Source organism: Rhizobium leguminosarum (assembly GCF_002953715.1).
In the GTDB taxonomy this organism is placed as follows: domain Bacteria; phylum Pseudomonadota; class Alphaproteobacteria; order Rhizobiales; family Rhizobiaceae; genus Rhizobium; species Rhizobium leguminosarum_V.
The window spans coordinates 292248-317058 of the sequence record NZ_CP025012.1 but is presented as its reverse complement, the minus strand read 5'-3'; the positions used below and the strand labels follow the sequence as shown (position 1 = coordinate 317058).

The following is a 24811-nucleotide window of genomic DNA, read 5'->3' as shown; positions in this document are numbered from 1 at the left end:
AATCAGGCAGGATGCCTATTCGTCGCGCTGGTCCGCAGCTTTTCGGCGATCTCGGCGGCGATGAAGAAGGCATGCTCGGTCACCTGCGGCAGTCCCATCAGCTCGCCGAAGGTGCCGCGTGCCAACGGGCCGGAGATCAGCAGCGAAGGATCTGCATGTCCGGACGGGCCGATCGCCTCCGAACGCTGGTTACAGGAAAGGCCAAGGCCGGTCGGATCGAGCGACAGGTGGCCGCTTGCCGAAAGTGCCGTGAGCCAGGGCTGGGTTTCGAGAATGCCGCCATGCGCCGGGCCGGTGGTGACGACGACGGCGTCATAGCGTCGCTCCAACGGCTGGCGCTGATGACGCGGTTGCAGGGTGCAAAGAATGAGCTCGCCCTCGATGCGCGCATCGGCAACCGAGCCGGCCAGGATATCGAGGCGGCCCCTGGCAATCGCCGCGTCGAGCACGGCCTCGACCTGCGGGGCGATACGGAAACGGTGCACATCCCAATAGGGACGCAGATGGCGGACGAGACGGCGTCGTTCGGCAACCGGCAGCGCCTGCCAGAGATCGTATCCCTGCGCCCGCACCTGGTCGATCACCCCATGCCAGCTTATGCCCTGCGCGCTTGCCGCTTTTATGGCTGTGCGGATCCCTCTCAGCAGCGACACGGCGGAATGGGCTGCAGTGGAGACGAAATCGCCGAAGAGCTCCTGCGGTACCAGCGGATGGCCGCGAGACCGCAGACCGCGGCGCGAGATCGCGGTCACCGGACCGTCATGCCCGCGCTCAGCCAGCGAGGCGATGACGTCGGCGGCCGTCAGGCCGTTGCCGATGACCAACACCCGGTCCTGCGGGCGGATCACGTCGAGCGCGCCCGGCTTGGTGGTATCGCCGACGAAACGGGGATGGGCAGCAAGCCGGGTCGCAAGTCGGCCGGGGGCTGCCGGCGGCGGATGGCTGGTGGCGATTGCGACGATGTCGGCCTCCGTCACGCCGCCTTTGTCGTCGAGGATCGACCAGCGGCCGGCACGGCGCTCGACACCCGCCACTGTGGCGCGGCAATGACGCACGCTACCGTCTTCCAGCAGCGGCGTCAGCAGGGAGGCGACATAATCGCCGAAGAGCCGACGCCGGGGGAAGAGCAGGCCCTCGGGCTGCCTGGCCTCAGGGTCGTCGGCGACGGCATCGCGGGCTGCGATCCAGGCCTGGAATTCGCCCAGGTCGCCGGGCTGCAGACTCATCTTGGCGGCAGGAACATTGATGCGATGGGCCGGATCGGCCGTGTCATAGGCAAGGCCACGGCCGAGCTCGGCGCGCGGCTCGAAGACCACGATGGCAGGGCGCTCGCCGCAGTTGGCGCGCGCGAGATGATAGGCGACACCGGCGCCGGAGACACCGCCGCCGATGATGGCAACGACGGGTTGTTCAGACGTCGGGAGAGGCTTGGGCTGCATGATGGCCGGGATCGTTGCTTTTGATGCCCGAGCATAGAAGCCGGGCATCGGCCACGCAATCCTCCGCTTTCGATTGTCTATAATTATTATGGAGATACAGAATTACCCCGATATCGTCGTCGAGAACTCGGGATTGCCGCGGATGGTGTTGCTCACCGTGCAGATCTCGTCTTCGGCGGCATGGGCGATTTTCTGCCGGGTCTCCTCGTCGATATCGCCCTTGATCGAAAAGGCGATGTTGAACTTGGCGACGCGCGAAAGGCCTTCCGTCGCCTTCTCGCCGGTGACGTCGGCAGTGATCTCGCTGATCTTGTCGAGAATGCCCATCTGGCTGGCGGCGATCCGGGCACTCAGCACCAGGCAGGCCGAGAGCGAGGAATAGAGCAGATCGAGCGGATTGAAACCCGGCTGCGACGGCGCGGTGACGATATCGATCTCGCCCTTGGTGGCGGAGGTGACGTGCGGGAAACCGGTACGGCCGAGAACGGCGGTGGCACCGGTCGGGCGGGGACGAGCCTTGAGATCGGCCATGTTTAAATCCTCTTGCGAATATCTTGCAGATGGTGATTTCCGCCCGAGGCGGCAATGGCAAACGCCGCCCCTGGGTTCGGAACCTTTCCATCCGTCATCAGTTGAATACACCTGAACGAAATCAGTGACAAAGGTGGATTGCGATGCCTGACGTCCGCAGCATGGATAACCAAGGCCGGCGGATGGATGCGCGCGATCGGCTGATCGTTGCGCTCTATGCGCAGCTGAGGGCCGAACGGGAAACCCGCGAAACGTTGGAATGGGCGATCCGAAATGGCGCCGTCTCCCAGGCGGTGCTGGAAGCCATCGCTGCCGATCCGGTTCCCGTCGTCACCAGCGAGGATATCGCATCGCTAGAGAAGATCATTGCGCTCGATGAACGGCGCAAACCAAAGCGGAACTAGCCGACGAGATCATGCACCCTATTTAGTTGAGAAGAGGAGATCCGAGATGGCCGATATCACCTATCAGGTCGTGCCGCATGACAATGGCTGGGCCTATAAGCTCGGCGACACACTTTCGGAAACCTATGCGACAGCTGATGAAGCGATTGTCCATGCCAAGGACGCCGCATCGCGCCAGAAGATCGGCAATGGCGATGCGCTGCTCGCCTATCCCGCGCCCGACGGCCGCGGCTGGGCATTTCAGGAACTCGAAACCGACAAGAGCGGCAGCCGGCTCTGATTTGCGACGGAGGATGGAATGGCCGCTCGGGCAAGCTGGAAGGGTCATCTGAAGGTGGGCGACCTTGCCTGCGCCGTCGGGCTCTACACCGCCGTTTCCTCCTCCGACCGCGTCTCCTTCAACATTATCAACCGCAGGACCGGCCACCGGGTGGAACGACAATTCGTCGACAGCGAGACCGGTAAACCGGTCGAGCGGGGCGACCAGGTCAAGGGCTACCAGATGGAGAATGGCGACTACATCGTCATCGAGGGCGACGAGATCGCCGAAATCATGCCGGAAAGCGACAAGGTCCTCAATATCAAGGCTTTCATCGCCTTCGACGACATCGACAAGCTGTATTTCGACCGCCCTTACTATCTCGCGCCTGTGGACGAACATGACGAGGAGGCGCTGGCGCTGATCGCCAGGGGCATGCGTGACGGCAGGGTCGCGGCTCTGGCCGAAGCCGTGCTTTTCCGGCGCATCCGGACGCTGCTGATCCGTCCGCATGACGGCTACATCGTCGCGACGATGCTGAATTTCGACCACGAGGTGCGTTCTGCCGATACGGTTTTCAAGGATATCCCCGACATCAAGTTCGACAAGGAAATGATCGAGCTTGCGGGTCATATCATTGGCACCAAGCAAGGCAGCTTCGAACCGAGCGAATACCAGGATCGCTACGAGGCTGCCCTCGTCGAGCTGGTGAAGGCGAAGATCGAAGGCCGGGCGCCACCGAAGAAGAAACAGGCCCCGGAACGCAAGGTCGTCGACCTGATGGAGGCGCTGCGCCAGAGTGCCAAGATGAGCGGCAAGGCTCCCGCAAAGAAGAAGGCGCCGGCGCGCAGCGACAGCCGCGGCAAGAAGGCAAGCTGAGATGGCTCTCGAAACCTATCAGGCGAAACGCAATTTCAAGCTCACCCCGGAGCCGCGCGGACAAGAGGGCCGCAGCAGCGGCAACAGCTTCGTCATCCAGAAGCACGATGCGACCCGGCTGCACTATGATTTCCGGCTGGAGATGGATGGGGTGCTGAAGAGCTGGGCGGTGACGAAGGGACCGAGCCTCAACCCGGAGGACAAGCGGCTTGCCGTGCATGTCGAGGATCACCCGCTCTCCTATGGCGATTTCGAGGGCATCATCCCGAAGGGACAATATGGCGGCGGCACCGTCATCGTCTGGGATCGCGGCACCTGGACGCCGCATGGCGATGTTCACAAGGCCTATCGCAAAGGCCATATGGAATTCGAACTGGACGGAGAGAAGCTGAAAGGCCGCTGGCATCTGGTGCGCATGCACGGCCGGCCCGGTGAAAAGCGCGAGAACTGGCTGCTGATCAAGGGGGACGACGCCGAGGCGCGCCACGATGGCGACATCCTCGATGAGCGGCCGGAATCGGCCAAAACAGGCCGACAACTCGAAGAGGTGGCGAAAAGCCCGGATGCGACCTGGAATTCCAAAGCGAAGAACGGCAAGGCGGTTGTCGTCGAAAGGCCGGCGCGGACCATAAAAGCCGCAACACCCCGGGTACGCCACTGGCCGAAGGGCGCGCGCAAGGGTGCGATGCCCGACTTCATCGAGCCGGCACTTGCCAAGCTGAAGCCGAAGCCGCCGGCGGGTGATCGCTGGATCCATGAGATCAAGTTCGACGGCTATCGCTTGCAGGTCAGGATCGAGGACGGCGAGGTCAAGATGTTGACCCGCAGCGGGCTCGACTGGACGGCAAAATTCGGCAAGGACGTGCTCGATGCCTTCGCCGCCCTGCCGGTGCGATCGGCGGTGATCGACGGCGAAATCGTCGTCGAGCGCGATACCGGCGCCTCGGATTTCTCCGCCCTTCAGCACGACCTGAGCGAGGGTCGCTATGACCGCTTTGTCTTCTATGCTTTTGATCTTCTCCATCTCGACGGCCACAGCCTGCTTGATGTGACTGTCCTCGATCGCAAGCATCTGCTCGAGACCCTCCTGCCTGACGATAACGGCAAGCTGCGCTACAGCGTACATTTCAACGAGAGCGGCGGATTGGTACTCGACCATGCCTGCCGGCTCAGCCTAGAAGGGGTGATCTCCAAGCAGCGCGACAGCAAATACACGTCGGGGCGAAAGGGCGAGTGGATCAAATCGAAATGCTCGCATCGGCAGGAATTCGTCATCGGCGGCTATGTGCCGTCGACGTCGATGAAGAATGCGATCGGCTCGCTGGCAATGGGTTATTACCAAAACGGCGAACTCAAACATGTCGGCCGCGTCGGTACCGGCTATACGGTAGCAACGGCACAGATGCTCCATGAGAGACTGTCAAAGCTGACGCAGAACGAAAGTTCATTCGACGACAAGCTGACGACAGAGGAGCGGCGCGGGCTGATCTATGTCAAGCCGCAGCTGGTCGGCGAGGTGGAATTTCGCGCCTGGTCGGCCGACGGCAATCTGCGCCATGCCGCCTTTCGCGGCCTGCGTGAGGACAAGCCCGCGAGGGACGTGACACGCGAAACGGAAAAGACCACAGCCCGAGCCCTGCCGAAATCGGCGGTGGCGCTTACCCATCCCGACCGCATCTACTGGCCGGACGAGGGTGTCACCAAGGAAGGGCTGGCGAATTACTACGCCCAGGTCTGGCGCTTGATGGCGCCCTATGTCGTCAACCGGCCGTTGGCGCTGCTGCGCCTGCCCGACGGCATCAATGGCCGGCAGCGGTTCTTCCAGAAGCATGCCTGGAAGGGCATGAATCCGCATATCGGCGAGATAACCGATCCAAAGGACAAGCAAGGAGAGAAGCTGCTGCGCATTACCGATTTCGACGGTGTCGTGGCGCTGGTGCAATCGGCGGTCCTTGAAATTCACCCCTGGGGTGCGACGACCGACAATTGGGAAAAGCCCGACATGATCACCATGGACCTCGATCCCGGCGAGGATGTGGAGTGGGTGAATGTGATCGCCGCGGCTTACGAATTGAAGGAACGGCTGGAGGCCGAAGGTCTCGCCGCTTTCGTCAAGACCTCAGGTGGCAAGGGACTGCATGTGGTAACGCCGCTTGAGCCCAAGGCCAGCTGGGTCGAGGTGAAGAGCTTTGCCAAATGGCTTGCCGACAGCATGTCATCCGACGATCCCGACCTCTATCTCGCGACGGCGACGAAGGCCAAGCGCAAGGGGAGGATCTTCATCGACTATCTCCGCAACGGCCGCGGCAATACGGCGGTCGCACCCTATTCGACGCGGGCAAGACCGGGCGCTGCCGTGTCGATGCCGCTGGAATGGGGTGAGCTCACCGCCGACATCGGACCGGGCTATTTCACGGTGGACAATACGCCGACACGGCTCGATGCCTTGCCGAGAGATCCCTGGGATGGGTTTTTCGCGGCGGCGAAAGCGCTGGAGAAGAAGAAGCGATAGAGGACCGGATGCTTCGTTCCGCTCCGATCTTTCATTGACGCAATTCCGAACGGAAACCCGCTTCGCACTTTTCCTGGAATGGCTCTAGCGGGGCTTGCGTCCGCCTTCCGCGGCCAGGCTCTTCTTCAGCGCATCCATGATATTGATGACGTTGCCGGTCGATTTCACCGGTGCGGGTTTTTCCGCGGGCGCCGCCTTCTTCAGGCTCTTCTGCTTGCCGCGGATCATCGACTTCAGGCGTTTCTGGATCGGGTCCTGCACCATGGCCGGGCTCCAATCCTTCGTCTCTTCCTTCACCAGTTGCGTCATCAGCGTCAGCAGCTTGCTGTCGATCTCGGCCTTATCGTCGAGTTCGGCTATGGGATCACGCACCTCGTCGCCGTAGCGCAGGGTCCAGAGAACGATGCCTTTGCCTTGCGGCTCCAGCAGCACGGCACGCTCGCGACGATAAAGGACAAGCCGGGCGATACCGACGACATCATTCGCCTTCATCGCCTCGCGGATGACGCAGAAGGCTTCCACCCCGACCTTGTCTTCGGGCGCCAGAAAATGCGGCTTGTCGTACCAGATCCAATCGATCGAGCCGCGCGGCACGAAGCTGTCGATCTCGATGGTGCGGGTGCTTTCGAGCCCGACTTCCTCTATCTCCTCGTCTTCGAGAAGGACATAATCGTCCTCGCCGCGCGGATAGCCCTTTACCTGGTCCCGCTCGGCCACCGGTTTGTGGGTGACGCTGTCGACATAGCGGCTTTCGACGCGGTTCTTCGTCTGGCGATTGAGGACGTGGAAACGGACCTTGTTGCTTTCGGTCGTCGCCGGCGTCAGCGAGACGGCGGCAGTGACGAGCGAGAGCTTGAGATAGCCTTTCCAGAATGTCTGACGTGCCATGTCTGTCCTGTCTCCCGGACACGGTTGGGCATGGCAATCAACGGCGGGTTCGGGCTTTGGTTCCGCGAGCTGAATGAGGTTTCGATTGGCGACAACACCCAAGCTCCCGGCGCGCGCGGCCCACATAACATAATAGTGGCGTTGCGCAGCCGCGAGCGCGTGACAGGGTGGCTGGGACCAGTTGGCGCGACATATTGGAATGTTTAGCAAACTGGATTCGACGAATAATATGGCTTAGAGTGGCGCCCATATGGCGGCCCAAGCAGAAATTGAGGCAATAAGTTATTGATCTGGTTCATGAATTTAACGCCAACCATACACTGCAAGAAGAGCTACATGTCGGCTGTTTTGGATTGTGGGAGTGGCCAACCAACCGAACCGTATCGATTTGTGATGGGTTGTAGTCAGAAACCAGTGTCGATGATTTCAATGTCGCATACAGAGTCTAACAGAGGTAAATTGTGATTTTGGCTCAGTCCTATTTCGAATAGGAACATCCCCGAACATGAGATAGAAGAGCTCTTAATGGCGATACAAGACGCGTCAATAGCACGAGACTATTATCAAGGCAGCCACCGTCGGCGGACTGCTTCCAGATGGCGCGTCAGAAGGGACGTGCTGGCGAAGCTGGTTCTCACTGTCGCATTTTATGCGGCGCTTTGGCGGGCGACCGGCATGTGGTACGGCCTGCCTGCAAATTTCGATGATGGCGCGTCGGTAGACCCGCTTCCGATGAAGCTAATGCTTTACAGCCTTATCCCATTGTCCGGTTTGTATTTTCTGTTGGAACAACGGCAATTCATAAGAACCTTTTCAAGGATTTCACCGCTCATCGGGGTCGTTGCCATTTCCTGTCTGACATCAATCGTCTTCTCGATTGACAAAGGTGCATCTTTAAAGGGATTGGCCGCCGTCATCGTTCTTGCGGTCCCACCGCTTCTTTATCGCGCGCGCTATGGCAACGTGGAAGCATTTCGCATCCTGGGGCGTTTTGCGATCGCGACCGCATTTATCAACGTTCTCTATACTGCCGCTTTCCCGCAATTTGCAATCATGCGCGGCAGCTATGCCGGCATGGTAAAGGGAGCGTTTTACCACAAGAATACATTGGGACAATTTTGCTCAGTCAGCTTTGTTTGTCTGTTGTCGACGCAGAAGCTAGACCGACTTCGTTACAGCACACTTGTACGATGGGCCGCGATGCTTTGTCTGCTCGCTTTGATTGTAGCGACAAAATCCTCGACAGCGGTTGTGTTGACGATGTTCGGAAGTGTCATGCTGTATGCTATCCGGATTATCCACGTCTATCCAAATCGCCTTTTTCGCTCATTTGTCGTCGTTCTGTTGTTTCTTCTTGTGGGTTTTGCCGCCAGTTTCATTTATTTAGGTGTGGCCTCTGCCATTGCCGAAGCTTTCGGCAAAGACCTTACTTTCTCGGGTCGCACCAACATCTGGGAACAGCTGTTTCCGCTGATATGGGATAGGCCCATAACTGGCTATGGCTTTGCGATGTTCCGTCAGCCAGACGTCATGGAGGAATATGTCAAGGTGACGTTCGACGCCCGGTCGACTCACAACACATATCTCGAACTTGCCCTCAATATCGGCATTCCCGGTGTTTGTGCGTGGGTATTGTTTTTGGTGACTCGTCTGTTCAGGAAGATGACTATCGTCGAATCCGGTCAAGAGCAATCAGGCGCCAGACGGAAGGAAATCGTTATCATCATCCTGATCATGCTTGGATCCATGACAGAGGCAGGGATGATGCTCGCACCGTTCATTCTCTGGCCACACACTGTGATCGCACTCTCCGAACTGCGTCCGAGGTTGTTGGCAAACCGGAAACCGCGTGAGGCTTGATGGTCGCGTATCGCCTGGTCTCTGCATGGCCAGGAAATACGCCCCTTAGGTCGAGATATAGCGCTTCTGCCAAGGCAGCATGTTTTCTTGCCACGCGCGAGGTGTGAAGTTGTCATAGGCAGTCTCAGCGATCGCCAGCATCCAATTCTGCTCCTTGCGGGCCAGCAAGACGCATGACAATTCCATGCCAGGTTCGATCGCAATGGAAGGCCGGTTGGCGCCTGATATGTCGACCCCCTTGTCACGCCACTGGATGCGGATTTCGTCGGGCTCGGATGTCCATTCGCCGGAGGAAACGAAGGCCTTTCCGTCGGGCTTGATGCGAAGCGGCGGCGGCGTGACGTTCAGAAAGCTGCCGTCGTTGAGATAGTTGCCGTCGATTTCCCCCGCAGTCGCTTTGCCGTTTCCTTTGAGAACGATGTCCTGCTTGCACCGCAGGAATATGTTGCGTCGAAAGCTTCCAGACCATGGCCGATTGGCGAAAAACCCGATCTCACATTCGCTGATCACGTTATCGTGGATGTCCATGTCTTTGCGAAATGCCAGACTTTGGTCCGAGTAACCGCTCAAACTCACGCCACGATTGCTGTTCTCGATCCTGTTGTCATAAACATGGTGGCCGGCGTGGCTGACTTGATCGCCAACTCCATAGCCGAAAGAATAATCGTTCATCTTCCCGTCGCGCATGACGTTACTACGTACGACGGCATTGTCCCCGATCGATGAAAAGGAGAAATTTTTTCCCCCGATGAAATTGTATTCAACAAGGTATTGTCGAGTTCTGCCGCAAACCAGCGCCCCTTTGTTCGATGTGCTGGTCGGTGACTGAAGAAAAAGGTTGCCCCGGATCACGACATTGGAGCTCACATTGCGGTCATCGTTTTCGTAGGCGAATTGGCAACAATCCGCCCCCTGGCCGGGCGCCGGGCCAACACGGTTGTTCTCCAGCAACACGTCCGACGTCATCGTAAGGTAAATGCCGTCGCCCTTCACATGCTCGGTCTCGCAGCGCCTTACGACGAGATTCCTGCCATTGTGAAATTTGAAGCCGCGGGGAGAATTCTTGACGACCACGTCTTCGACCACCGTATCGGAAAACACCTGATAGGCGACGCCGATGTCCGCAGCGCCGTCGATGATCTGTCCCCGTGTGGATGCACCGTGAATTTTCTTTCGCAAGATGGCGGGCATCGGATCTCCATTCGATACGGTTACAGCTCGTAATAATGAGGGGTCGTGTGGCGGATGTTTGAATATCGGAAATTATCTTAACCTGAACGACCGCTGAGAAATCCATGAAATAGACCCCTGACGTCCCGGCCACATCGGCTGAAACTGTGTCGGTCCAGCTGCGCGCTCTGACCTGGGAGCGCTTGCCAGCACTGTGTTGGACACACGTTCGCCCAATTTGGCCTGCAAGCCTCCTGGCAATGCCGCGCTGCGTTTCAGCAGTCAATGTTAACTCGCCCGTCAGGCTCATGACCTGAGTTGTAGAACCGTTGAAAGGCAGCTGTAAAATGTGCACTTTAGTCGAATCACTGTCGAAATGAGAAGCGGATGGAGATCGCTCTCCTTCTCGCCGGCTTCATCGGACGACTGGTAAAACAAGCAAGACCCCGAAAACACCGATGACCTTGCGGCCCCCTACGCTGACTCTCGAGGTCGTCTCTCGTTATGGGCAGAAGCCCGCCTGAGGCGAGTAGTTTTCATTTTACGCTGATGCTGGTTGCATATTAAACGGTCTCACGGTACGAAATCCTGGGAGGCCAAATATCGAGGCCCAAAATGATTGCGCATCGTCAAGATATCGACGGCCTGCGTGCCGTAGCCGTAATTTTTGTGATTCTTTATCACTGTGGATTTGACCGCATTCTCCCGGGCGGATTTATCGGGGTGGACATTTTCTTCGTGATATCAGGATACCTGATTACGAAAATCATTCTTGCTGACGTGGGAGTTGGCCGATTCTCGATCGGCAACTTTTATAGTCGCCGAGCAAAACGAATTCTTCCCGCCGTCGTGGTCATGTATGCTTTTGTGATGGCGGCTTCTTATTTTACGATGCTACCTGACGAAAGCTTGCGGGTCTTTAAGTCCGTGACTTCCTCCGCGCTTTTCGCTTCAAATGCTTACTTCTATTTTACAACTGGATATTTCGATGATTCCTCGGAATTCAATCCAGTCCTGCACACATGGTCGTTGTCGGTCGAAGAGCAGTTCTACGTTTTTTTTCCGCTGATCGTGATGTTAGCAAGCCGATATGGGCGCAGGGCAACCGGGATGGCCATAGCGGGACTTTTCGCGGTCAGCATCATTGCTTCCATTATCACTGTTCCGATCAATCGCTCCGCAGCCTTTTATCTTGTGCAGTATCGCGCCTGGGAACTGCTCGTAGGCTCTATCATCGCAGGACCGGTTTTGACGAAATTCGCTGATACGCGGGTCAACGATGTGCTTTCGGCGATCGGAGCTTTGCTGATCTGCCTCAGCGCACTGCTGCTATCAAAGACGTCCGAGTTTCCCGGATTGATGGCGTTGCCCGCGACCGCCGGCACGGCGCTGATCATCTGGGCAGGTCCAAGTACGCTTGTCAGCAAGCTTCTATCATTGAGGATCGCCACTTCCATAGGCTTGATCTCGTACTCCCTCTATCTGTGGCATTGGCCGATTTGGGTGTTTTCGAACCAGTACCGGGCCTGGGAGCATGGCTGGCAATTGGTGCCGATCGCTTTGAGCTTCATCGTCGCATATGTTTCATGGCGATTTGTCGAAACGCCATTCCGAACAATGCGATACCGACCACTCGTGTCCGTGGCCGCTGGTGCTGCATCAATCGCATCCGTAGCAATGCTGGCATTTGTCGGGCAACTCGCCGCCGATCAAATGAAAGAGGACAACCCGGCCGTTGAACGGGTGGCGGAATTTGCTGACTACGACCCTTCAGAAGCCTTTCGCAGTGGACAATGCTTCCTCACGTCAAACGACGGTATCGAAAAATACGATCGTGATGCCTGTTTGGCTCTATCAAAGAGTCAGCAGAACATAGCGCTCGTCGGTGATAGTCACGCCGCTCATCTTTATCCTGGGCTAAGGGCGCTTTCGGAGGCCAATGTCATTCAAGCGAATGCATCAGGATGTCGTCCTACTCTCGACGCCGAAGGCGAAGAACGCTGCATCGAACTCATGAACTACATGTTCAAGGAGTTTTTGCCGAGCCATCAGGTGGATGTTCTCGTGTTGGCTGGACGCTGGACAAAAGATGACGTGAAACTCATCAGGAAGACGGTGGATTACCTATCACCGTTCGCCAAAAAGATCGTCATCTTCGGACCAGTGGCAGAATATAAATCTTCCCTACCGCGGTTGCTCGCTCACAGTCTCTACGAGAGGCAACCATTTAACGCCGCCGATCATCTGGTGCCTCGGCAACACATCGGTCTGGACATTCGAGACGCATTGGCCGGAAGCGGAGCAATATATATCTCCACCTATAAGACAATGTGCGACCCAGACTGTGTGGTGTGGACAAAAAGCGGAGACCCTATCCAATTCGACTACGGGCATTTCACCGCTGACGGCTCCCGCCTTTTGATTTCAAAAGTTAAGCAGGCCCTCGTCGTTCAGTGATGAGAGCACTGTTCAAGCGATCTCGAAGACCAAGCGAAGCTGACAGCACATCGTGTCAGCTTGTAAACCGCCCATCTTTCAGAAACGACAAGGCTTGGCTCCACATCGTCTTGCTGACGGGCAAGAACGTGTGGTTTGCCGGAATGACGATATGTGCTGCCGCGCCGTCAAGGCGCGTGCTCTCCACCGAAACCTTCCCATCATTCGGAACCCTGAGGCCGATGATAAGCGAAGAGACCGGATCAATGGTGCGGTTCCCGGCGATGATGCCAAGTTCGTAATCGACCGTGCCGAACAGCTCGGTCATGGCGGTTTGATCGGTAATCAGCTGCTGTCCTGCCGGTCCATAGACCTTCCTGTATAGCGGCCAGCTCTTGAGGAAATCGGCAATCTGACTGCCGTTGTTCGGCGTTCCGACCATCACCACTCTCCCCAGGTTGGCTGGACGATAGCTCCTGAGAAAAGCGCGGATGACCAGCCCACCCATCGAATAACCGACGAAATGGACCCGGCCATCGCCTGCTTTCTTCACGGCGTCGTCGATCTCAGGTCGAATGATGTCCACGAGGTCGCTGAGCGAAAACCTGGTGGAGGGGTAACCGACATTCACAACCCGATAACCGTGGCCGGACAGGAAGCTGGCGAGCTTCTCCATGCTTTTTTTCGTCCGGGCAATGCCGTGAAAAAGGAGGACTGTGTCGTTCATCAGTGTCCGCTCAACGTGCTGCTATCGATCGGGTCTATCCTGTAGCTTTCAAGGTGAACCATGTCGATCAATGCCGGATAGCCAGACATCCGAACGGTTTCGTTGTGGCGCACATGTGCTCGAAGCCGGAGCATGCAAGGCGTGAAAGCAGGGGTGCGCTTATTCTCACACCCCCGCGAGTATGACCTTGCTCCAATGTGCGGCTCCACCCCAAAAGCCATGCACCAGAATGATCGTCGGTTTATTACTCATAGTTTTCTCCTGTTTCCTGGGAAGAGCGACACGGCCGCGATCGGCGACAACGGAATCCGAGCATCCTCTTTCGCCTTCTTCCTCCGCCGTCGACGGAATTGGCGGCTTACGCCGTTGGCCGTCCTGCGAACGGGCCCACATATACATCCAACTGCATTAATTGATTGCATTCAATATAGCTAGATCTTTCGGAGAGCCGCATCCATTGCCATTGCGGCCGGCACCAGAAAGCGGCCGCGAGTCTAGGCAGCCACTTCCCAAGGTCCGGCATAAACAGGTGCCAGAGGCTCGTGTTGCACAAACAGCATGGCTCGTCCCAACGATTGACGCCCAATTGAATGCATCTGATTTGGGCTATCGTGCATTCGATTTTTGCATTCTGTCGCACAGAAAATCAGCTCTAAGATTTTCATTCTGGAAATTGATTGCATAAATGAATGTATAATTGGTATATTTGACTGCTATTTGTGCATAATCAATCTGGCATGGTGCTTGCAATTTGATGGATGCTCCCCGGATGGGGATCGGATTTCAATCAAGGAGCCATCCATGCCCGCAGTGACCAAGCCAGCCAATCAAAAAGGCGACTTTCTTGTCGATTACGAGGACAAGGTTTTTGAGGACGTACAGGCCGGCGATGGCGAAAAAGCTCTCGTCACCTTCCATACCGTGGCCTTCGAAGGATCGATCGGATTCGTCAACCTGCTGCAGGCGACACGCCTGAAGCGGAAAGGTTTCGAGACATCGATCCTTCTCTACGGCCCGGGCGTCACACTCGGTGTCCAGCGCGGTTTTCCGACGCTCGGCGCGGAGGCCTTTCCCGGCCATCTGAATTTCAACAACCAGATCGTCAAGTTCATGGAAGAAGGCGGCAAGGTCTATGCCTGCCGTTTTGCCCTTCAGGCGCTTTACGGCCATGGCGAAGGCGCGCTGATCCCCGGCATCACGCCGATCAGTCCGCTCGACGTTCTCGACCTGATCCTGATCCATCGCCGCGACGGCGCCTTCATCCTTGATACCTGGACGCTCTGAGCAGCAAGCGTCCCAAAGAATAAGGGCGGAGCCTTGGCGCTCCGCCTCCCCACCCGTCAATCGAGGATTTCGTCATGGAGAAAAAACCGAGCGTCCGGGTTGCCGCCGCGCAGATCGCGCCGGATCTGACCTCGCGCGAGAAAACACTGGCCCGCGTGCTGGATGCAATTCGTGAAGCGGCAGCCAAAGGCGCCGAGCTGATCGTCTTTCCCGAAACCTTCGTCCCCTGGTATCCCTATTTTTCTTTCGTGCTGCCGCCTGTTCTCTCGGGCAAGGAGCACGTGCGACTTTACGAGGAAGCCGTCACGGTGCCGAGTGCCTCCACCGATGCCGTCTCGGCCGCCGCCCGCGAGCATGGCATCGTCGTGGCGCTTGGCGTCAACGAGCGCGACCACGGATCGCTCTATAATGCCCAGCTGCTGTTTGATGCCGATGGCACGCTCATCCTCAAGCGTCGCAAGATCACCCCGACATTCCACGAGCGGATGATCTGGGGCCAGGGCGACGCCTCCGGCCTGAAGGTGGTCGACAGCGCCGTCGGACGCCTGGGGGCGCTGGCCTGCTGGGAGCATTACAATCCTCTGGCCCGCTACGCCCTGATGGCACAGCACGAGGACATCCATATCGCCCAGTTTCCGGGCTCCATGGTCGGGCCGATTTTTGCTGACCAGATGGAGGTCACCATCCGCCACCATGCGCTGGAAAGCGGTTGTTTCGTGGTCAATGCCACAGGCTGGCTGGCCGACGAGCAGATCGCCTCCATCACGTCGGACGCTGGCCTGCAGAAGGCCCTGCGCGGCGGCTGCATGACCGCGATCATCTCGCCCGAAGGCAAACATGTCGTGCCGCCGCTGACGGAAGGCGAAGGCATCCTGATCGCCGATCTCGACATGAGCCTGATCGTCAAACGCAAGCGGATGATGGATTCGGTCGGCCATTATGCCCGACCCGAGCTGCTGCATCTTGTCATGGATGGCCGCGCCACGGCGCCGATGGTCACCACCACCCAGCCATCCCTCCCCACAGCCGAAGCAAGGACCCTTTCCGATGGAGAATACGACACGTCTGCCGACCGAGATTCTGATCAACGAATTGCAGTCCTACGGAGCCCGGCTCGTTGACCCCAAAGCCGGACATGAAAGCCGCCGCGGTGGTGCTGGACCTTCCGACCACAAGGCACTGACCATTGACGGCATGACGGTGATGGTGCCGGTTCACTCAGCACCTGCGTTCGAGAGCCCCTATCTGGTGGAAAAGCCGGACGAGATGGGCCGCAGCCGTATCAGCCGGGATGGCACGGTGCTGGGCGAGGTTTCCTTTCCGCTACGCCCGCGCTTCTACGAGCGCTCGACCGTCGACGGCATTCCCTATTCGCAGATCGCCGTTCTGCACGGCAAGGACGTGCTCGCTACCACCGTGCTGCAGACCTGCATCCGCTATCAGAGCCGCACCAAGACCTGTCAGTTCTGCGCCATCGGCCAATCGCTGGCAGCCGGCCGTACCATCGCCCACAAGACGCCAGAGCAGCTCGCGGAAGTCGCCAAGGCCGCCGTCGAATTGGACGGCGTCAAACATATGGTGATGACGACCGGCACGCCGAAGGGCGACGACCGCGGTGCTGCGATCCTCGCCGACAGCGCCCGGGCGATCAAGGCGGCCGTCAATATTCCCATCCAGGCGCAATGCGAGCCGCCGGAAGACGATCTATGGTTCACCCGGATGAAGGAGGCCGGCGTCGATGCCCTGGGCATGCATCTGGAGGCCGTGACGCCGGAGGTCCGTGCCCGCATCATGCCGGGCAAGGCGCAGGTCTCGATCACCAAATACATGGCCTCGTTCAAGGCTGCAGTGGAGGTCTTCGGGCGCGGCCAGGTCTCGACCTATATTCTGGCGGGGCTCGGCGACAGCCGTGAAGCCATTCTGGACATCTGCGAAAAGCTGGTTGCGCTGGGTGTCTATCCCTTCGTCGTGCCCTTCGTACCGATCTCCGGCACGCCGCTCGAAAGCCACCCGGCGCCGAGGCCCGACTTCATGCACTCGATCCTCGGACCCTTGTCCAGGATGCTCGTCGCCAGCGGCTTGAAGGCCGTCGACATCAAGGCCGGCTGCGGCAAATGCGGCGCCTGCTCCGCCCTTTCCACCTATGAAAGGATGCTCACCAAATGATGCTCGAAGCCTTTGCTCCCTATCGCTCGAGCGAATTCCAGGTGAAGTTCGCGACCTCCGCCTGGGAACGCAGCCAAGCGCATGCGCTGCGCCGTGCCGTCTTCTGCGAGGAACAGCGGATCTTCGAAGGCGATGACCGCGACGCGATCGACGATCACGCCATCCCGATCGTGGCTCTCTCCATGCTCGGCATTGCCGCTGACCAGCTGGTCGGAACGGTGCGCATCCATCAGGCGGAACCCGGTCTCTGGTGGGGCTCGCGGCTGGCGGTCCATCCGGATTTCCGCAAGATCGGCGCCCTGGGGGCGACCCTGATCAAGCTCGCCGTGTCCTCCGCCAATGCGATCGGATGCCACACGTTCCTCGCCAATGTGCAGGTGCAGAACGGTTTGCTGTTCCGCAGGCTGCACTGGGATGTGATCGAGGAGTTCGAGGTCTACGGCAAGCCGCATCTCAGGATGAAGGCCGACCTTGCTTATTATCCGCCCTGCGCCACACCCGAGGCTGGCTTCACCGCCCTTTCCAGAAAGGCGGCGTGAGGATGGTCGCGATCGACATCAAGAGCCTGGCGGCAAAACTTTCGGCCAGCAGCGGCATCGCCGCCAAGCAGGATATCGGCACGATCGCGGCAAGGCTCGGCCTGCAGGGGCAGCAGATTGCCGTCGGCGACGATTGCGCCGCGCTGCCCGATGGCGACGGTTATCTGCTTTTTGCCATCGAAGGGTTCATGAACGAGTTCGTCGCCGCCGACCCCTGGTTCGCCGGCTGGTGCGGCGTCATGGTCAATATCTCCGACGTCGCTGCCATGGGCGGCCGGCCAATCGCCGTGGTTGATGCCGTCTGGGCCAATGGCGAGACTGGCGCGACACCCGTTCTCGAAGGAATGCGGGCGGCATCCAGCGCTTTTGGCGTGCCGATCGTCGGCGGGCACACCAATATCCGCACCGAACGCGGCCAATTGTCGGTCGCCATTCTCGGTCGTGCCAAGACGCTGCTGACGAGCTTCGATGCAAAGCCGGGCGATGTGCTGGTTGCGACGATCGACCATCGCGGCCGCTACCGCGAACCCTTCAACAACTGGGAAGCCGCCACCGATGCCGCGCCGGCGCGCCTGCGCGGCGACCTCGAGCTGCTGCCCGAGATCGCCGAGGCGGGGCTCGCGCTGTCTGCGAAGGATATCAGCCAGGGCGGCATCATCGGCACGGCCATCATGCTGGCCGAATGTTCGCATGTCGGCATCGATATCGACGTCACCGCCATTCCCCTGCCCGCCGGTGTGAGCCTCGACCGCTGGCTCGTCACCTTTCCGAGCTTCGGCTATCTGCTCTCGGTCGCGCCGGAACAGGCGGCCGATGTCGTCACCCGCTTCACCGCGCGCGGCATCAGCGCTGCGGTCATCGGCGCAGTCGTGGCAGGTGGCGAGGTCGCACTGGTCGATGGCGAGAGCCGTGCAGTGGTGCGCAATCATGCCGAAACACCCCTGCTGCAGCTCGGCCGGCAGGATGTCGCCGCATGAGCCTCCCGCCGCACCGAACGCTACGCATTGCCATGCTGACCCATTCCACCAATCCGCGTGGCGGCGTGGTTCATGCCATGCAGCTCTCGGAAGCGCTGACCTCGCTTGGCCATGAGGTGGTCCTGCATGCGCCCGATGCCAAGGGGGCGGGCTTCTTTCGTCAACCCTCCTGCGGCACCGCCTGCATTGCCGTGCCGCAGGCACCCGCGGACATGACGCAAATGGTCGAGCAGCGGATTGCCGATTATGTCGACTATTTCCGGAGAACCGGAACCAACGGCTTCGACCTGTTCCACGCCCATGACGGCATTTCCGGCAATGCGCTGGCAACCCTCAAGCTGGAGGGCCTGATCCCGAATTTTGCCCGCACTGTCCACCACATCGACCAGTTCGCCGATCCGCGCCTGATGGCTTTGCAGGATCGCGCGATCGACGCGGCCGGTATCTTCTTCGCTGTCAGCCGCCTCTGGCGGGACAAGCTGAGAGATGATCGCGGCATTGATGCGGTGGTAGTCGGCAATGGCGTCGACACCAACCGCTTCTCGCCTGCCTGGGGCGGGGAGCAGGTCGCTCTGCGCGACAGGCTGCAGCTGGGAAGCGGGCCGATCTTCCTCAGTGTCGGCGGCATCGAGGCGCGAAAGAACACCCTTGGTATTCTCGAAGCCTTTCGTCAGGTCCGCGCCATCCGGGCGGATGCCCAGCTTGTCATTGCCGGCGGCGCCTCTCTCCTGGACCATGGCGACTATCAGGAGGAGTTCCGTTCTTGCCTGGCCTGCCTCGGTCGGGACGCCGCAGCGGTGCATATGACCGGCGCGATCGCGGATGCCGACATGCCGAGCCTCTACCGGTTGGCAGATGCGCTGGTGTTTCCCTCGCTCAAGGAGGGCTTCGGCCTCGTCGTTCTGGAAGCCATGGCCAGCGGCATTCCGGTCGTGACATCCTCGATTGCGCCCTTCACCGAATATCTGGGTCCCGGCGATGCGATCTGGTGCGATCCGCATCATCCGGTCTCGATTGCCGAAGGCATGGCGCTGGCGCTGGTCGCACCGATCCGCGAGCAGATCATTCCCCGTGGTCTCGCGGTTGCCGCCCGCCATGGCTGGCACCAAACCGCAACAGCCCATCCTGCCCGCTATCACACGCTGCTGGAGCCCGACCATGCCTGAAATGCGGTTCGTCATTGCCTGGCCGGATGGCCGCAAGGAGACCTGTTACTCGCCCTCCCTGGTGATCAAGGACTATTTCGCCGAAGGCCAAAGCTATCCGCTGTCCGACTTTCTTGATCGCAGCCGCGCGGCACTGACCATCGCCAGCGACAGGGTCAAGGCGAAATACGGCTATCCCTGCTCGCTGGCGCTCGGTCAGCTGTCGCGCATCGAACAGGCCGCCACTCCCTATCTCACCGACGCAGCGGCCGAAGTCCGCTGCGAAAGCTTCATCCTTTGAAAGGACTCATCATGACCACACCATTCCTCAAGAGCCATTACAGTGCGGTTGTCGTCGGCGGCGGCCAGGCCGGGCTCTCGGCCTCTCACTATCTGAAGAGACACGGCATTGATCACGTGGTCTTCGAGAAGAAGACCGTTGCGCATAAATGGAAGAACGAACGCTGGGACGCCTTCTGCCTGGTGACGCCGAACTGGCAATGCCAGCTTCCGGACCATCCCTATGACGGCACGGATCCGCACGGTTTCATGATCAAGGACGAGATACTCGCCTATGTCGATCGCTTCGTGAAGAAGGTCGATGCTCCGATCTTCGAGCAAACCAGCGTGACGTCGCTCGAAAAGCATGGCGGTCTCTTCCGGCTCGAGACCTCGGCTGGCGCGGTGACCGCCGATGCCGTGGTGATCGCCACCAGCCTCTACGCAGATCCGGCCATTCCGCGTGCGGCCGAGCGCCTGCCCGAGAACATCATGCAGATCCACACCGCGGCCTACCGCAATGCCGAGCAACTGCCGGACGGCGGTGTCATTGTGGTCGGTTCCGGCCAATCCGGCTGCCAGATTGCAGAGGATCTGCATCTTGCCGGCCGCAAGGTGCATCTCGTCACCGGCACCGCGCCGCGTTGCGCCCGTTTCTATCGCGGTCGCGATGTGGTCGACTGGCTTTCCGATATCGGCCAGTACGACATCACGGTCGAACATGATGGCATGACGAAGAAGAAGCACGACACCAACCATTACCTGACAGGACGCGACGGCGGACGCGATATCGATCTGCGCAAGTTCGCGCTGGAGGGCATGGCGTTATACGGCCGCATGTCCGGCGTCGCCGCCGGCCGGATGCAGTTCGAGCCGAACCTGAAGGCCAATCTCGACGGCGCCGACCGTGTCTATAACGGCATCAATGCCCTGATTGACCGGCATATCGCCGAAAAGAGTGTCGATGCTCCGGCCGGATCCCTTTATGTCCCTGTCTGGGAGCCTGAGGCAGAGATTGCCGAACTCGACCTGAAGGCGGAGGGGATCACCTCGGTCATCTGGGCCACGGGATTCAGCCCGGATTGGTCCTTCGTCGGCCTGCCGATCTTCGACGGCAACGCCTATCCTGTTCATCGCCGCGGCGTCACCGCCGTCGATGGCGTCTACGTGCTGGGACTTCCCTGGCTCTGGACCTGGGGCTCGGGCCGGTTCCTCAGCGTCGGCAGGGATGCCGAACATGTGGTCGGGCATCTCGCAGCTCGACGTTCGGTACAGACATCGTCTCTCCAGCAATCGGTCAGCGCCTGATCATGAGCGCGGCCCTTCTCGATTTTCCGCCCACAGGACCTTCGGCACGCGACCTGATGGAACGTGCCCTTGATCCGCATATACTGCTGGGCATGCCCCATCTGAATGGAAACGGGCTGTCTGAGACCTGGCTGATGAAAGAACTCGGCCATCGTCACTGGCTGATGCTCGCCTGTCATCTCGGGCTCGACAATGCGGATTTCAGAACGGCCGATGGAGAGGAGGCCTATGCCGCGATCTGTGCAACGTCATTGACGGATGCATGTTTCGACGTCGTGCAGGCGAACAACATTTTGACCATTCATTCGAGATTGTCCGCAGTCTCGCGAACCCGGACTTCGACCCGACACGAGTTGTCTGTCCACGGACGAAGTGTCGGCGCGGTCGAACTCATCTCAACCTTCGTTCACAGAACGATCAAAGGCAACAATCACTCGATTGCCCGCGTGACGTTGCCTGAGCCACAGGGACAGCGGTTCCAGCCCAGCCTTCTCGCCCAGAATGCTGCAGACATCCGGAATGGGCGGTTAGGGACGCATTTCGGGTTTCCGGTCCCCACCAACAAAGCGCTCCGAACCTTTCGGTTTGATCCCAGCGCCTCGCAGGAGTTCAACGGCGCAGGACTATTTTACTTTGCCGAGTATCAGGCATTGGCCGATCGCGCCTTGGAAAATTGGTTTCCCCGCAAGGGGCCGGTCGTCCGAAAGGACGTCTTCTTCCTTGGAAATATCGAACAAAATGAAAGCGTTTTCTTCGACTTTATTGATTTTTCTGACGAGCAAAAAACTCTCCATGGGCAGCTACGACGCGAAAATGGGAAAGTGATCGCCAAAATATTCGGTATGTGGACATGTCTTGGCTGAGGCATGGACGGGAGCCCGCACTTGCGGCGCGTGCTTGATGCGGCGTCCCGCTAGTGATCTAGTGGATGGTGAAATGAAAGTGAACTTCAGCGGTCCGTCTGATGAATGTTCGACCGCTCCTGTGCTAGCGTCCCATGCGCGTCTGAAAAGACGCGCGGCGGCGTAGAGAAAGAAATGCGAGCACGTGACGACCAGCATCAGACATATCGCCAAACTTGCAGGAACGTCAGTCTCTTCGGTTTCGCGCGTGCTCAACAACAGCGGCTATGCCTCGCCTGAGCTCAGGGAGCGGGTCGAGGCGGCTATCCGAACGCTGAACTACACGCCCAGCAAAGGTGCACGTATGCTACGCGGTGCACCAAGCCGGATGATCGGACTGATGCTGCCATCGATTGAAGTGCCTTTCTTCGGCATCCTGGCGCATGCCATCGAACAGGAACTGTTTCAGCACGGCTATCAGACGCTGATCTGCAGCACGGCGGAAAATATGGACCATGAGGTGCGCTACATCTCGATGCTGCTCGCCCAGCGCGTCGACGGCGTCATCGTGGCAAGCGCCTTCGGCAGCATCGAGCATTTCGGGGTGCTGCGGGACGCTCACATTCCGATCATCGCCATTGACCGCGAGCTGAGCGGCATCGCCAACGACGCTGTCATGGCCGATCACGAGGAAGGTGGACGGCTGATGGCGCGCCATCTGATCGACCTCGGCCACCGGGCAATCGCCATCGTCGGCGCGCCGGGACATAGCCAGCCCATCCAGCTTCGCCTTCAGGGCATCACCGCGGAAATGGCGAAAGATGGCGTCGCGCCGGCCGTCGTGGCGATGGCGGAAGAGCACAGCTTTGCAGAGACCTACCGGCTGGCGCGAGAGTTGTTGGCGTCTCGACCTGAGGTCACCGCGATCATCGGCACGACCGACGTTTCGGCGATTGCCGCAATCCATGCCATCCAGGATCGCGGATTTTCCGTTCCGAGCGACTATTCGGTCGTGGGCTTTGACGACCTGCCGGAGGCAGCCTACGTCTTTCCACGGCTGACAACGGTCGCGCAGCCGATCCGCGACGTCGGGCAGCAGGCAGCACGGCTGCTGGAAGCGCTGATCGACGAGCACCAAACGGGAGACGAACCCCGACAAGGCGCGATCGTAAAAGTGCCGGTCACGCTGATCGAGCGCGATTCCACCGGCCCCGTCCGCCGCTGAGCAGGTGGTGCGGATCAGAGAGGCCCGGCAGGTGGAGCTGGGCGCGGCCAAGCTAGGGCCGGACGATGACCTTGATCTCGCCTGGCAACGGCGTGTTGCCCACCACGTCGGCGACCTCCTCGAGACCGATGGTTTTGGTGACCAATGCGTCCAGTTCCAACACCCCGCTCGCGACCATTGCCGCGGCGCGCGAATGGGTGAAGGGGTTGAGGTAGGCCGGCCTGATATCGACTTCGTTCACGAGCAGATCAAAGGGCAGAACCGGCACCTCGACACCCGCTGGCGTCACCCCGAAAAGCACGAAGGTACCACCGCGCCGCGCCATTTTCAGACCGGTTTGAAGCGTGTCGCTGACGCCGGCGCACTCGATGACCACGTCGGTCCCGCCTTTGGTGACCTCTCGAACGGAAGCGATTGTATCCGAAGAGATCGGGTCGAAGGCGTGGGTGGCTCCCAGGCGCAGAGCGGTTTGGCGCCTCGATAGCTGGCGCGTAATCAAAATGATCTCGCCTGCCCCAGCCAGGCGGGCCAGTTGCACCATGAGCAGGCCGATCACGCCCCCGCCGAGGATCGCGACGCTGTCGCCCGGACGAATCTTTGCCCTGTCGATGGCGTGGATGCAGCAGGCCAGCGGTTCACTGAAGGCGCCGTGAACGGGATTAAGGTCAGCCGGCAGCATGAAGGCCTGGGCCTGCGGCACCGCCACATATTCGGCAAAGCCGCCATCCCGTGTCACGCCGATGGCGGTCAAGCTCTCGCACAAGTTCGGCCGCGCCTGCGTGCAGGCCCGACAGGTGCCGCAGGCAATATTCGGGTCCACCGTCACCAGTTCACCGCCGGTAAAGCGGGTGACGGTATCGCCGATCGCTTCGACTATGCCGCAGAATTCGTGGCCCAGCGTCACGGGGATCGCTGTCGGATACTCGCCCTTGTACATGTGGCGATCGGAACCGCAGATGCCGGCCACTGCAATCCGGACAAGCAGCTCGCCTGGCCCGGCAACCGGTTTCTCAACGCTGCGCATGGTCAAACACCCGATCGACTCCAAGCGTACAGCCCTCATTTCACTCCTCCAAAACTCAAGTGATTGTGCTCATGACACGTCCGCCCCCTGGCATCGACCATCCCGGACACGGCTCAAGCACTCAGCTCATGACATTGCCGCCGTCGACATTGTAGCACTGCGCCACGATGTATGCTGCATCAGGCCCGGCCAGGAAGGCGGCCATGGCGGCCTGTTCTTGGGGGGCGCCAAATCGTCCGGCCGGGACGGCGGCGGCCACGCGGCGCTTGACGTCACCGGGTTTCAAACCTTCCCGGCTGCCGAGTTTTGCATCGACGACGTCCCACATCGGCGTATCGACGACACCGGGAGCGATGGCGTTGACGTTGATGCCATAACGGATCAGCTCCAGGGCGCAGCTTTGCGTGATGCTGATGACGGCCGCCTTGGAAGCGCAGTAAGCCACGGCCGGTCCTTCGCCCCGACGCCCAGCCTGGGACGAGAAGTTGATGATGCGTCCACCTTCCCCTCTCTCCACCATGTGCCGGGCAACGGCCTGCGTCATGAAGATCAGGCCTTCGATATTGACCTGAAATACCCTAGCGGTCCGCTCCCGGGATATTTCCAGAATGGACTCGACCTCGTAAATGCCTGCGGCATTGACCAGGATGTCGATCTTGCCGGCGGTGGCGATGGTGAAGCGGGCAGCTTCTTCGATGCTGTCCTGGCTGGTCACATCAAGCGCTACACCCCAGGCATCAGAGCCGATCGCTTCCGCCACCCGTGCGCATCGTTCACCGTTGAGATCCGCGACGATGACCCTGGCGCCTTCGGCGGCGAAGCGTTCGCAGACCGCCTTGCCGATGCCGCTCGCTCCTCCTGTGACCAATGCCACCTTGCCGGAGAGCCGCGCCGTTTCGGTATATGTCATCACACTG

23 protein-coding genes and 1 pseudogene are annotated in these 24811 nt (G+C 59.6%); 16 read left to right on the top strand and 8 right to left on the bottom strand.

From position 1 onward, the window contains the following. Window positions 1–2 precede the first annotated feature (2 nt). A complete protein-coding gene (locus tag CUJ84_RS01605; protein ID WP_105004946.1) occupies window positions 3–1487 on the bottom strand; it encodes an FAD/NAD(P)-binding protein in 1485 nt (494 codons plus the stop codon). A gap of 54 nt (window positions 1488–1541) precedes the next feature. Beyond that, window positions 1542–1970, bottom strand: coding sequence for an OsmC family protein (locus CUJ84_RS01600; RefSeq protein WP_027686015.1), 429 nt, complete (start codon window positions 1968–1970; stop codon window positions 1542–1544). 143 nt (window positions 1971–2113) lie between these two features. Here CUJ84_RS01600 and CUJ84_RS01595 point away from each other — a divergent pair, with 143 nt between their 5' ends. Genes CUJ84_RS01595 through ligD form a run of 4 tightly spaced genes read left to right on the top strand, consistent with a single transcriptional unit; the run spans window position 2114 to window position 6024 of the window. Further along, window positions 2114–2374 (top strand): hypothetical protein, encoded by a 261-nt coding sequence (locus tag CUJ84_RS01595; RefSeq protein WP_105004945.1) that lies wholly within the window; start codon window positions 2114–2116, stop codon window positions 2372–2374. 46 nt (window positions 2375–2420) lie between these two features. Then, window positions 2421–2654: a DUF2188 domain-containing protein gene (locus CUJ84_RS01590; RefSeq protein ID WP_018244775.1), complete on the top strand. Its 234-nt coding sequence runs from the start codon at window positions 2421–2423 to the stop codon at window positions 2652–2654. A gap of 18 nt (window positions 2655–2672) precedes the next feature. Beyond that, complete coding sequence (locus CUJ84_RS01585) at window positions 2673–3512, top strand: Ku protein (RefSeq protein ID WP_105004944.1); 840 nt, start codon at window positions 2673–2675, stop codon at window positions 3510–3512. Between the two features lies 1 nt (window position 3513). After that, the gene (gene ligD, locus CUJ84_RS01580) at window positions 3514–6024 is read left to right on the top strand and encodes a DNA ligase D (protein ID WP_105004943.1); all 2511 of its coding nucleotides are present in this window, start codon (window positions 3514–3516) and stop codon (window positions 6022–6024) included. An 84-nt stretch (window positions 6025–6108) separates the two neighbouring features. On the opposite strand, the gene CUJ84_RS01575 is transcribed toward ligD, so the two are convergent. Next, on the bottom strand, window positions 6109–6912 hold the full coding sequence (locus CUJ84_RS01575) for a Ku protein (protein WP_105004942.1): 804 nt from the start codon (window positions 6910–6912) through the stop codon (window positions 6109–6111). 525 nt (window positions 6913–7437) lie between these two features. Between CUJ84_RS01575 and CUJ84_RS01570 the strand changes: the two genes are divergently transcribed. Beyond that, entirely contained in the window at window positions 7438–8772 is a 1335-nt protein-coding gene (locus tag CUJ84_RS01570) for an O-antigen ligase family protein (protein WP_105004941.1), read from the top strand. Window positions 8773–8817: 45 nt separating this feature from the next. Here the strand turns inward: CUJ84_RS01570 and CUJ84_RS01565 are convergent, their stop codons facing one another. Continuing rightward, on the bottom strand, window positions 8818–9963 hold the full coding sequence (locus CUJ84_RS01565) for a right-handed parallel beta-helix repeat-containing protein (RefSeq protein WP_105004940.1): 1146 nt from the start codon (window positions 9961–9963) through the stop codon (window positions 8818–8820). A 594-nt stretch (window positions 9964–10557) separates the two neighbouring features. Between CUJ84_RS01565 and CUJ84_RS01560 the strand changes: the two genes are divergently transcribed. Continuing rightward, entirely contained in the window at window positions 10558–12399 is a 1842-nt protein-coding gene (locus tag CUJ84_RS01560) for an acyltransferase family protein (RefSeq protein ID WP_105004939.1), read from the top strand. Between the two features lie 55 nt (window positions 12400–12454). Here CUJ84_RS01560 and CUJ84_RS01555 read toward each other — a convergent pair whose 3' ends face one another. Next, window positions 12455–13105: an esterase/lipase family protein gene (locus CUJ84_RS01555; RefSeq protein WP_105004938.1), complete on the bottom strand. Its 651-nt coding sequence runs from the start codon at window positions 13103–13105 to the stop codon at window positions 12455–12457. 177 nt (window positions 13106–13282) lie between these two features. Continuing rightward, window positions 13283–13357 (bottom strand): annotated as a pseudogene (locus CUJ84_RS38600) (alpha/beta hydrolase); the annotation flags it as partial. A 549-nt stretch (window positions 13358–13906) separates the two neighbouring features. Here CUJ84_RS38600 and CUJ84_RS01545 point away from each other — a divergent pair. The 10 genes from CUJ84_RS01545 (at window position 13907) to CUJ84_RS01500 (ending at window position 22870) form a co-directional block, all read left to right on the top strand. After that, window positions 13907–14389: an MSMEG_0572/Sll0783 family nitrogen starvation response protein gene (locus tag CUJ84_RS01545; protein ID WP_105004937.1), complete on the top strand. Its 483-nt coding sequence runs from the start codon at window positions 13907–13909 to the stop codon at window positions 14387–14389. Window positions 14390–14463: 74 nt separating this feature from the next. Next, window positions 14464–15510, top strand: coding sequence for a Nit6803 family nitrilase (locus CUJ84_RS01540; RefSeq protein WP_105004936.1), 1047 nt, complete (start codon window positions 14464–14466; stop codon window positions 15508–15510). Next, on the top strand, window positions 15437–16555 hold the full coding sequence (locus tag CUJ84_RS01535) for an MSMEG_0568 family radical SAM protein (RefSeq protein ID WP_105004935.1): 1119 nt from the start codon (window positions 15437–15439) through the stop codon (window positions 16553–16555). Before CUJ84_RS01540 ends, CUJ84_RS01535 begins: the two co-directional genes overlap by 74 nt. After that, window positions 16552–17094 carry an MSMEG_0567/Sll0786 family nitrogen starvation N-acetyltransferase gene (locus CUJ84_RS01530; protein WP_105004934.1) on the top strand — a complete coding sequence of 181 codons (543 nt, stop codon included), beginning with the start codon at window positions 16552–16554 and terminating at the stop codon, window positions 17092–17094. The genes CUJ84_RS01535 and CUJ84_RS01530 overlap by 4 nt, the downstream gene beginning before the upstream one ends. A 2-nt stretch (window positions 17095–17096) precedes the next feature. Continuing rightward, a complete protein-coding gene (locus CUJ84_RS01525; RefSeq protein ID WP_105004933.1) occupies window positions 17097–18071 on the top strand; it encodes a sll0787 family AIR synthase-like protein in 975 nt (324 codons plus the stop codon). Then, entirely contained in the window at window positions 18068–19237 is a 1170-nt protein-coding gene (locus CUJ84_RS01520; protein ID WP_105004932.1) for an MSMEG_0565 family glycosyltransferase, read from the top strand. The genes CUJ84_RS01525 and CUJ84_RS01520 overlap by 4 nt, the downstream gene beginning before the upstream one ends. Continuing rightward, the gene (locus CUJ84_RS01515; RefSeq protein ID WP_029874008.1) at window positions 19230–19517 is read left to right on the top strand and encodes an MSMEG_0570 family nitrogen starvation response protein; all 288 of its coding nucleotides are present in this window, start codon (window positions 19230–19232) and stop codon (window positions 19515–19517) included. The genes CUJ84_RS01520 and CUJ84_RS01515 overlap by 8 nt, the downstream gene beginning before the upstream one ends. Before the next feature lie 11 nt (window positions 19518–19528). Then, window positions 19529–20803 carry an MSMEG_0569 family flavin-dependent oxidoreductase gene (locus CUJ84_RS01510; protein ID WP_105004931.1) on the top strand — a complete coding sequence of 425 codons (1275 nt, stop codon included), beginning with the start codon at window positions 19529–19531 and terminating at the stop codon, window positions 20801–20803. A gap of 2 nt (window positions 20804–20805) precedes the next feature. After that, window positions 20806–21666 carry a Pnap_2097 family protein gene (locus tag CUJ84_RS01505; RefSeq protein ID WP_105004930.1) on the top strand — a complete coding sequence of 287 codons (861 nt, stop codon included), beginning with the start codon at window positions 20806–20808 and terminating at the stop codon, window positions 21664–21666. A 184-nt stretch (window positions 21667–21850) separates the two neighbouring features. Next, entirely contained in the window at window positions 21851–22870 is a 1020-nt protein-coding gene (locus CUJ84_RS01500; protein WP_105004929.1) for a LacI family DNA-binding transcriptional regulator, read from the top strand. A 52-nt stretch (window positions 22871–22922) separates the two neighbouring features. Here the strand turns inward: CUJ84_RS01500 and CUJ84_RS01495 are convergent, their stop codons facing one another. Together CUJ84_RS01495 and CUJ84_RS01490 are read right to left on the bottom strand one after the other, a co-directional pair. Continuing rightward, window positions 22923–23933 (bottom strand): zinc-dependent alcohol dehydrogenase family protein, encoded by a 1011-nt coding sequence (locus tag CUJ84_RS01495; RefSeq protein ID WP_105004928.1) that lies wholly within the window; start codon window positions 23931–23933, stop codon window positions 22923–22925. A gap of 82 nt (window positions 23934–24015) precedes the next feature. After that, complete coding sequence (locus tag CUJ84_RS01490) at window positions 24016–24804, bottom strand: L-iditol 2-dehydrogenase (RefSeq protein ID WP_105004927.1); 789 nt, start codon at window positions 24802–24804, stop codon at window positions 24016–24018. Window positions 24805–24811 lie beyond the last annotated feature (7 nt).

What these genes read in the sequence shown, in the direction of transcription:
- CUJ84_RS01545 (WP_105004937.1), top strand. Translation starts at nt 13,907, where the DNA reads ATGCCCGCAGTGACCAAGCCAGCCAATCAAAAAGGCGACTTTCTTGTC.
- CUJ84_RS01505 (WP_105004930.1), top strand. Translation starts at nt 20,806, where the DNA reads ATGAGCGCGGCCCTTCTCGATTTTCCGCCCACAGGACCTTCGGCACGC.
- ligD (WP_105004943.1), top strand. Translation starts at nt 3,514, where the DNA reads ATGGCTCTCGAAACCTATCAGGCGAAACGCAATTTCAAGCTCACCCCG.
- CUJ84_RS01585 (WP_105004944.1), top strand. Translation starts at nt 2,673, where the DNA reads ATGGCCGCTCGGGCAAGCTGGAAGGGTCATCTGAAGGTGGGCGACCTT.
- CUJ84_RS01535 (WP_105004935.1), top strand. Translation starts at nt 15,437, where the DNA reads ATGGAGAATACGACACGTCTGCCGACCGAGATTCTGATCAACGAATTG.
- CUJ84_RS01560 (WP_105004939.1), top strand. Translation starts at nt 10,558, where the DNA reads ATGATTGCGCATCGTCAAGATATCGACGGCCTGCGTGCCGTAGCCGTA.
- CUJ84_RS01495 (WP_105004928.1), bottom strand. Translation starts at nt 23,933, where the DNA reads ATGAGGGCTGTACGCTTGGAGTCGATCGGGTGTTTGACCATGCGCAGC.
- CUJ84_RS01605 (WP_105004946.1), bottom strand. Translation starts at nt 1,487, where the DNA reads ATGCCCGGCTTCTATGCTCGGGCATCAAAAGCAACGATCCCGGCCATC.
- CUJ84_RS01530 (WP_105004934.1), top strand. Translation starts at nt 16,552, where the DNA reads ATGATGCTCGAAGCCTTTGCTCCCTATCGCTCGAGCGAATTCCAGGTG.
- CUJ84_RS01515 (WP_029874008.1), top strand. Translation starts at nt 19,230, where the DNA reads ATGCCTGAAATGCGGTTCGTCATTGCCTGGCCGGATGGCCGCAAGGAG.
- CUJ84_RS01520 (WP_105004932.1), top strand. Translation starts at nt 18,068, where the DNA reads ATGAGCCTCCCGCCGCACCGAACGCTACGCATTGCCATGCTGACCCAT.
- CUJ84_RS01555 (WP_105004938.1), bottom strand. Translation starts at nt 13,105, where the DNA reads ATGAACGACACAGTCCTCCTTTTTCACGGCATTGCCCGGACGAAAAAA.
- CUJ84_RS01490 (WP_105004927.1), bottom strand. Translation starts at nt 24,804, where the DNA reads ATGACATATACCGAAACGGCGCGGCTCTCCGGCAAGGTGGCATTGGTC.
- CUJ84_RS01595 (WP_105004945.1), top strand. Translation starts at nt 2,114, where the DNA reads ATGCCTGACGTCCGCAGCATGGATAACCAAGGCCGGCGGATGGATGCG.
- CUJ84_RS01565 (WP_105004940.1), bottom strand. Translation starts at nt 9,963, where the DNA reads ATGCCCGCCATCTTGCGAAAGAAAATTCACGGTGCATCCACACGGGGA.
- CUJ84_RS01510 (WP_105004931.1), top strand. Translation starts at nt 19,529, where the DNA reads ATGACCACACCATTCCTCAAGAGCCATTACAGTGCGGTTGTCGTCGGC.
- CUJ84_RS01570 (WP_105004941.1), top strand. Translation starts at nt 7,438, where the DNA reads ATGGCGATACAAGACGCGTCAATAGCACGAGACTATTATCAAGGCAGC.
- CUJ84_RS01575 (WP_105004942.1), bottom strand. Translation starts at nt 6,912, where the DNA reads ATGGCACGTCAGACATTCTGGAAAGGCTATCTCAAGCTCTCGCTCGTC.
- CUJ84_RS01600 (WP_027686015.1), bottom strand. Translation starts at nt 1,970, where the DNA reads ATGGCCGATCTCAAGGCTCGTCCCCGCCCGACCGGTGCCACCGCCGTT.
- CUJ84_RS01540 (WP_105004936.1), top strand. Translation starts at nt 14,464, where the DNA reads ATGGAGAAAAAACCGAGCGTCCGGGTTGCCGCCGCGCAGATCGCGCCG.
- CUJ84_RS01525 (WP_105004933.1), top strand. Translation starts at nt 17,097, where the DNA reads ATGGTCGCGATCGACATCAAGAGCCTGGCGGCAAAACTTTCGGCCAGC.
- CUJ84_RS01590 (WP_018244775.1), top strand. Translation starts at nt 2,421, where the DNA reads ATGGCCGATATCACCTATCAGGTCGTGCCGCATGACAATGGCTGGGCC.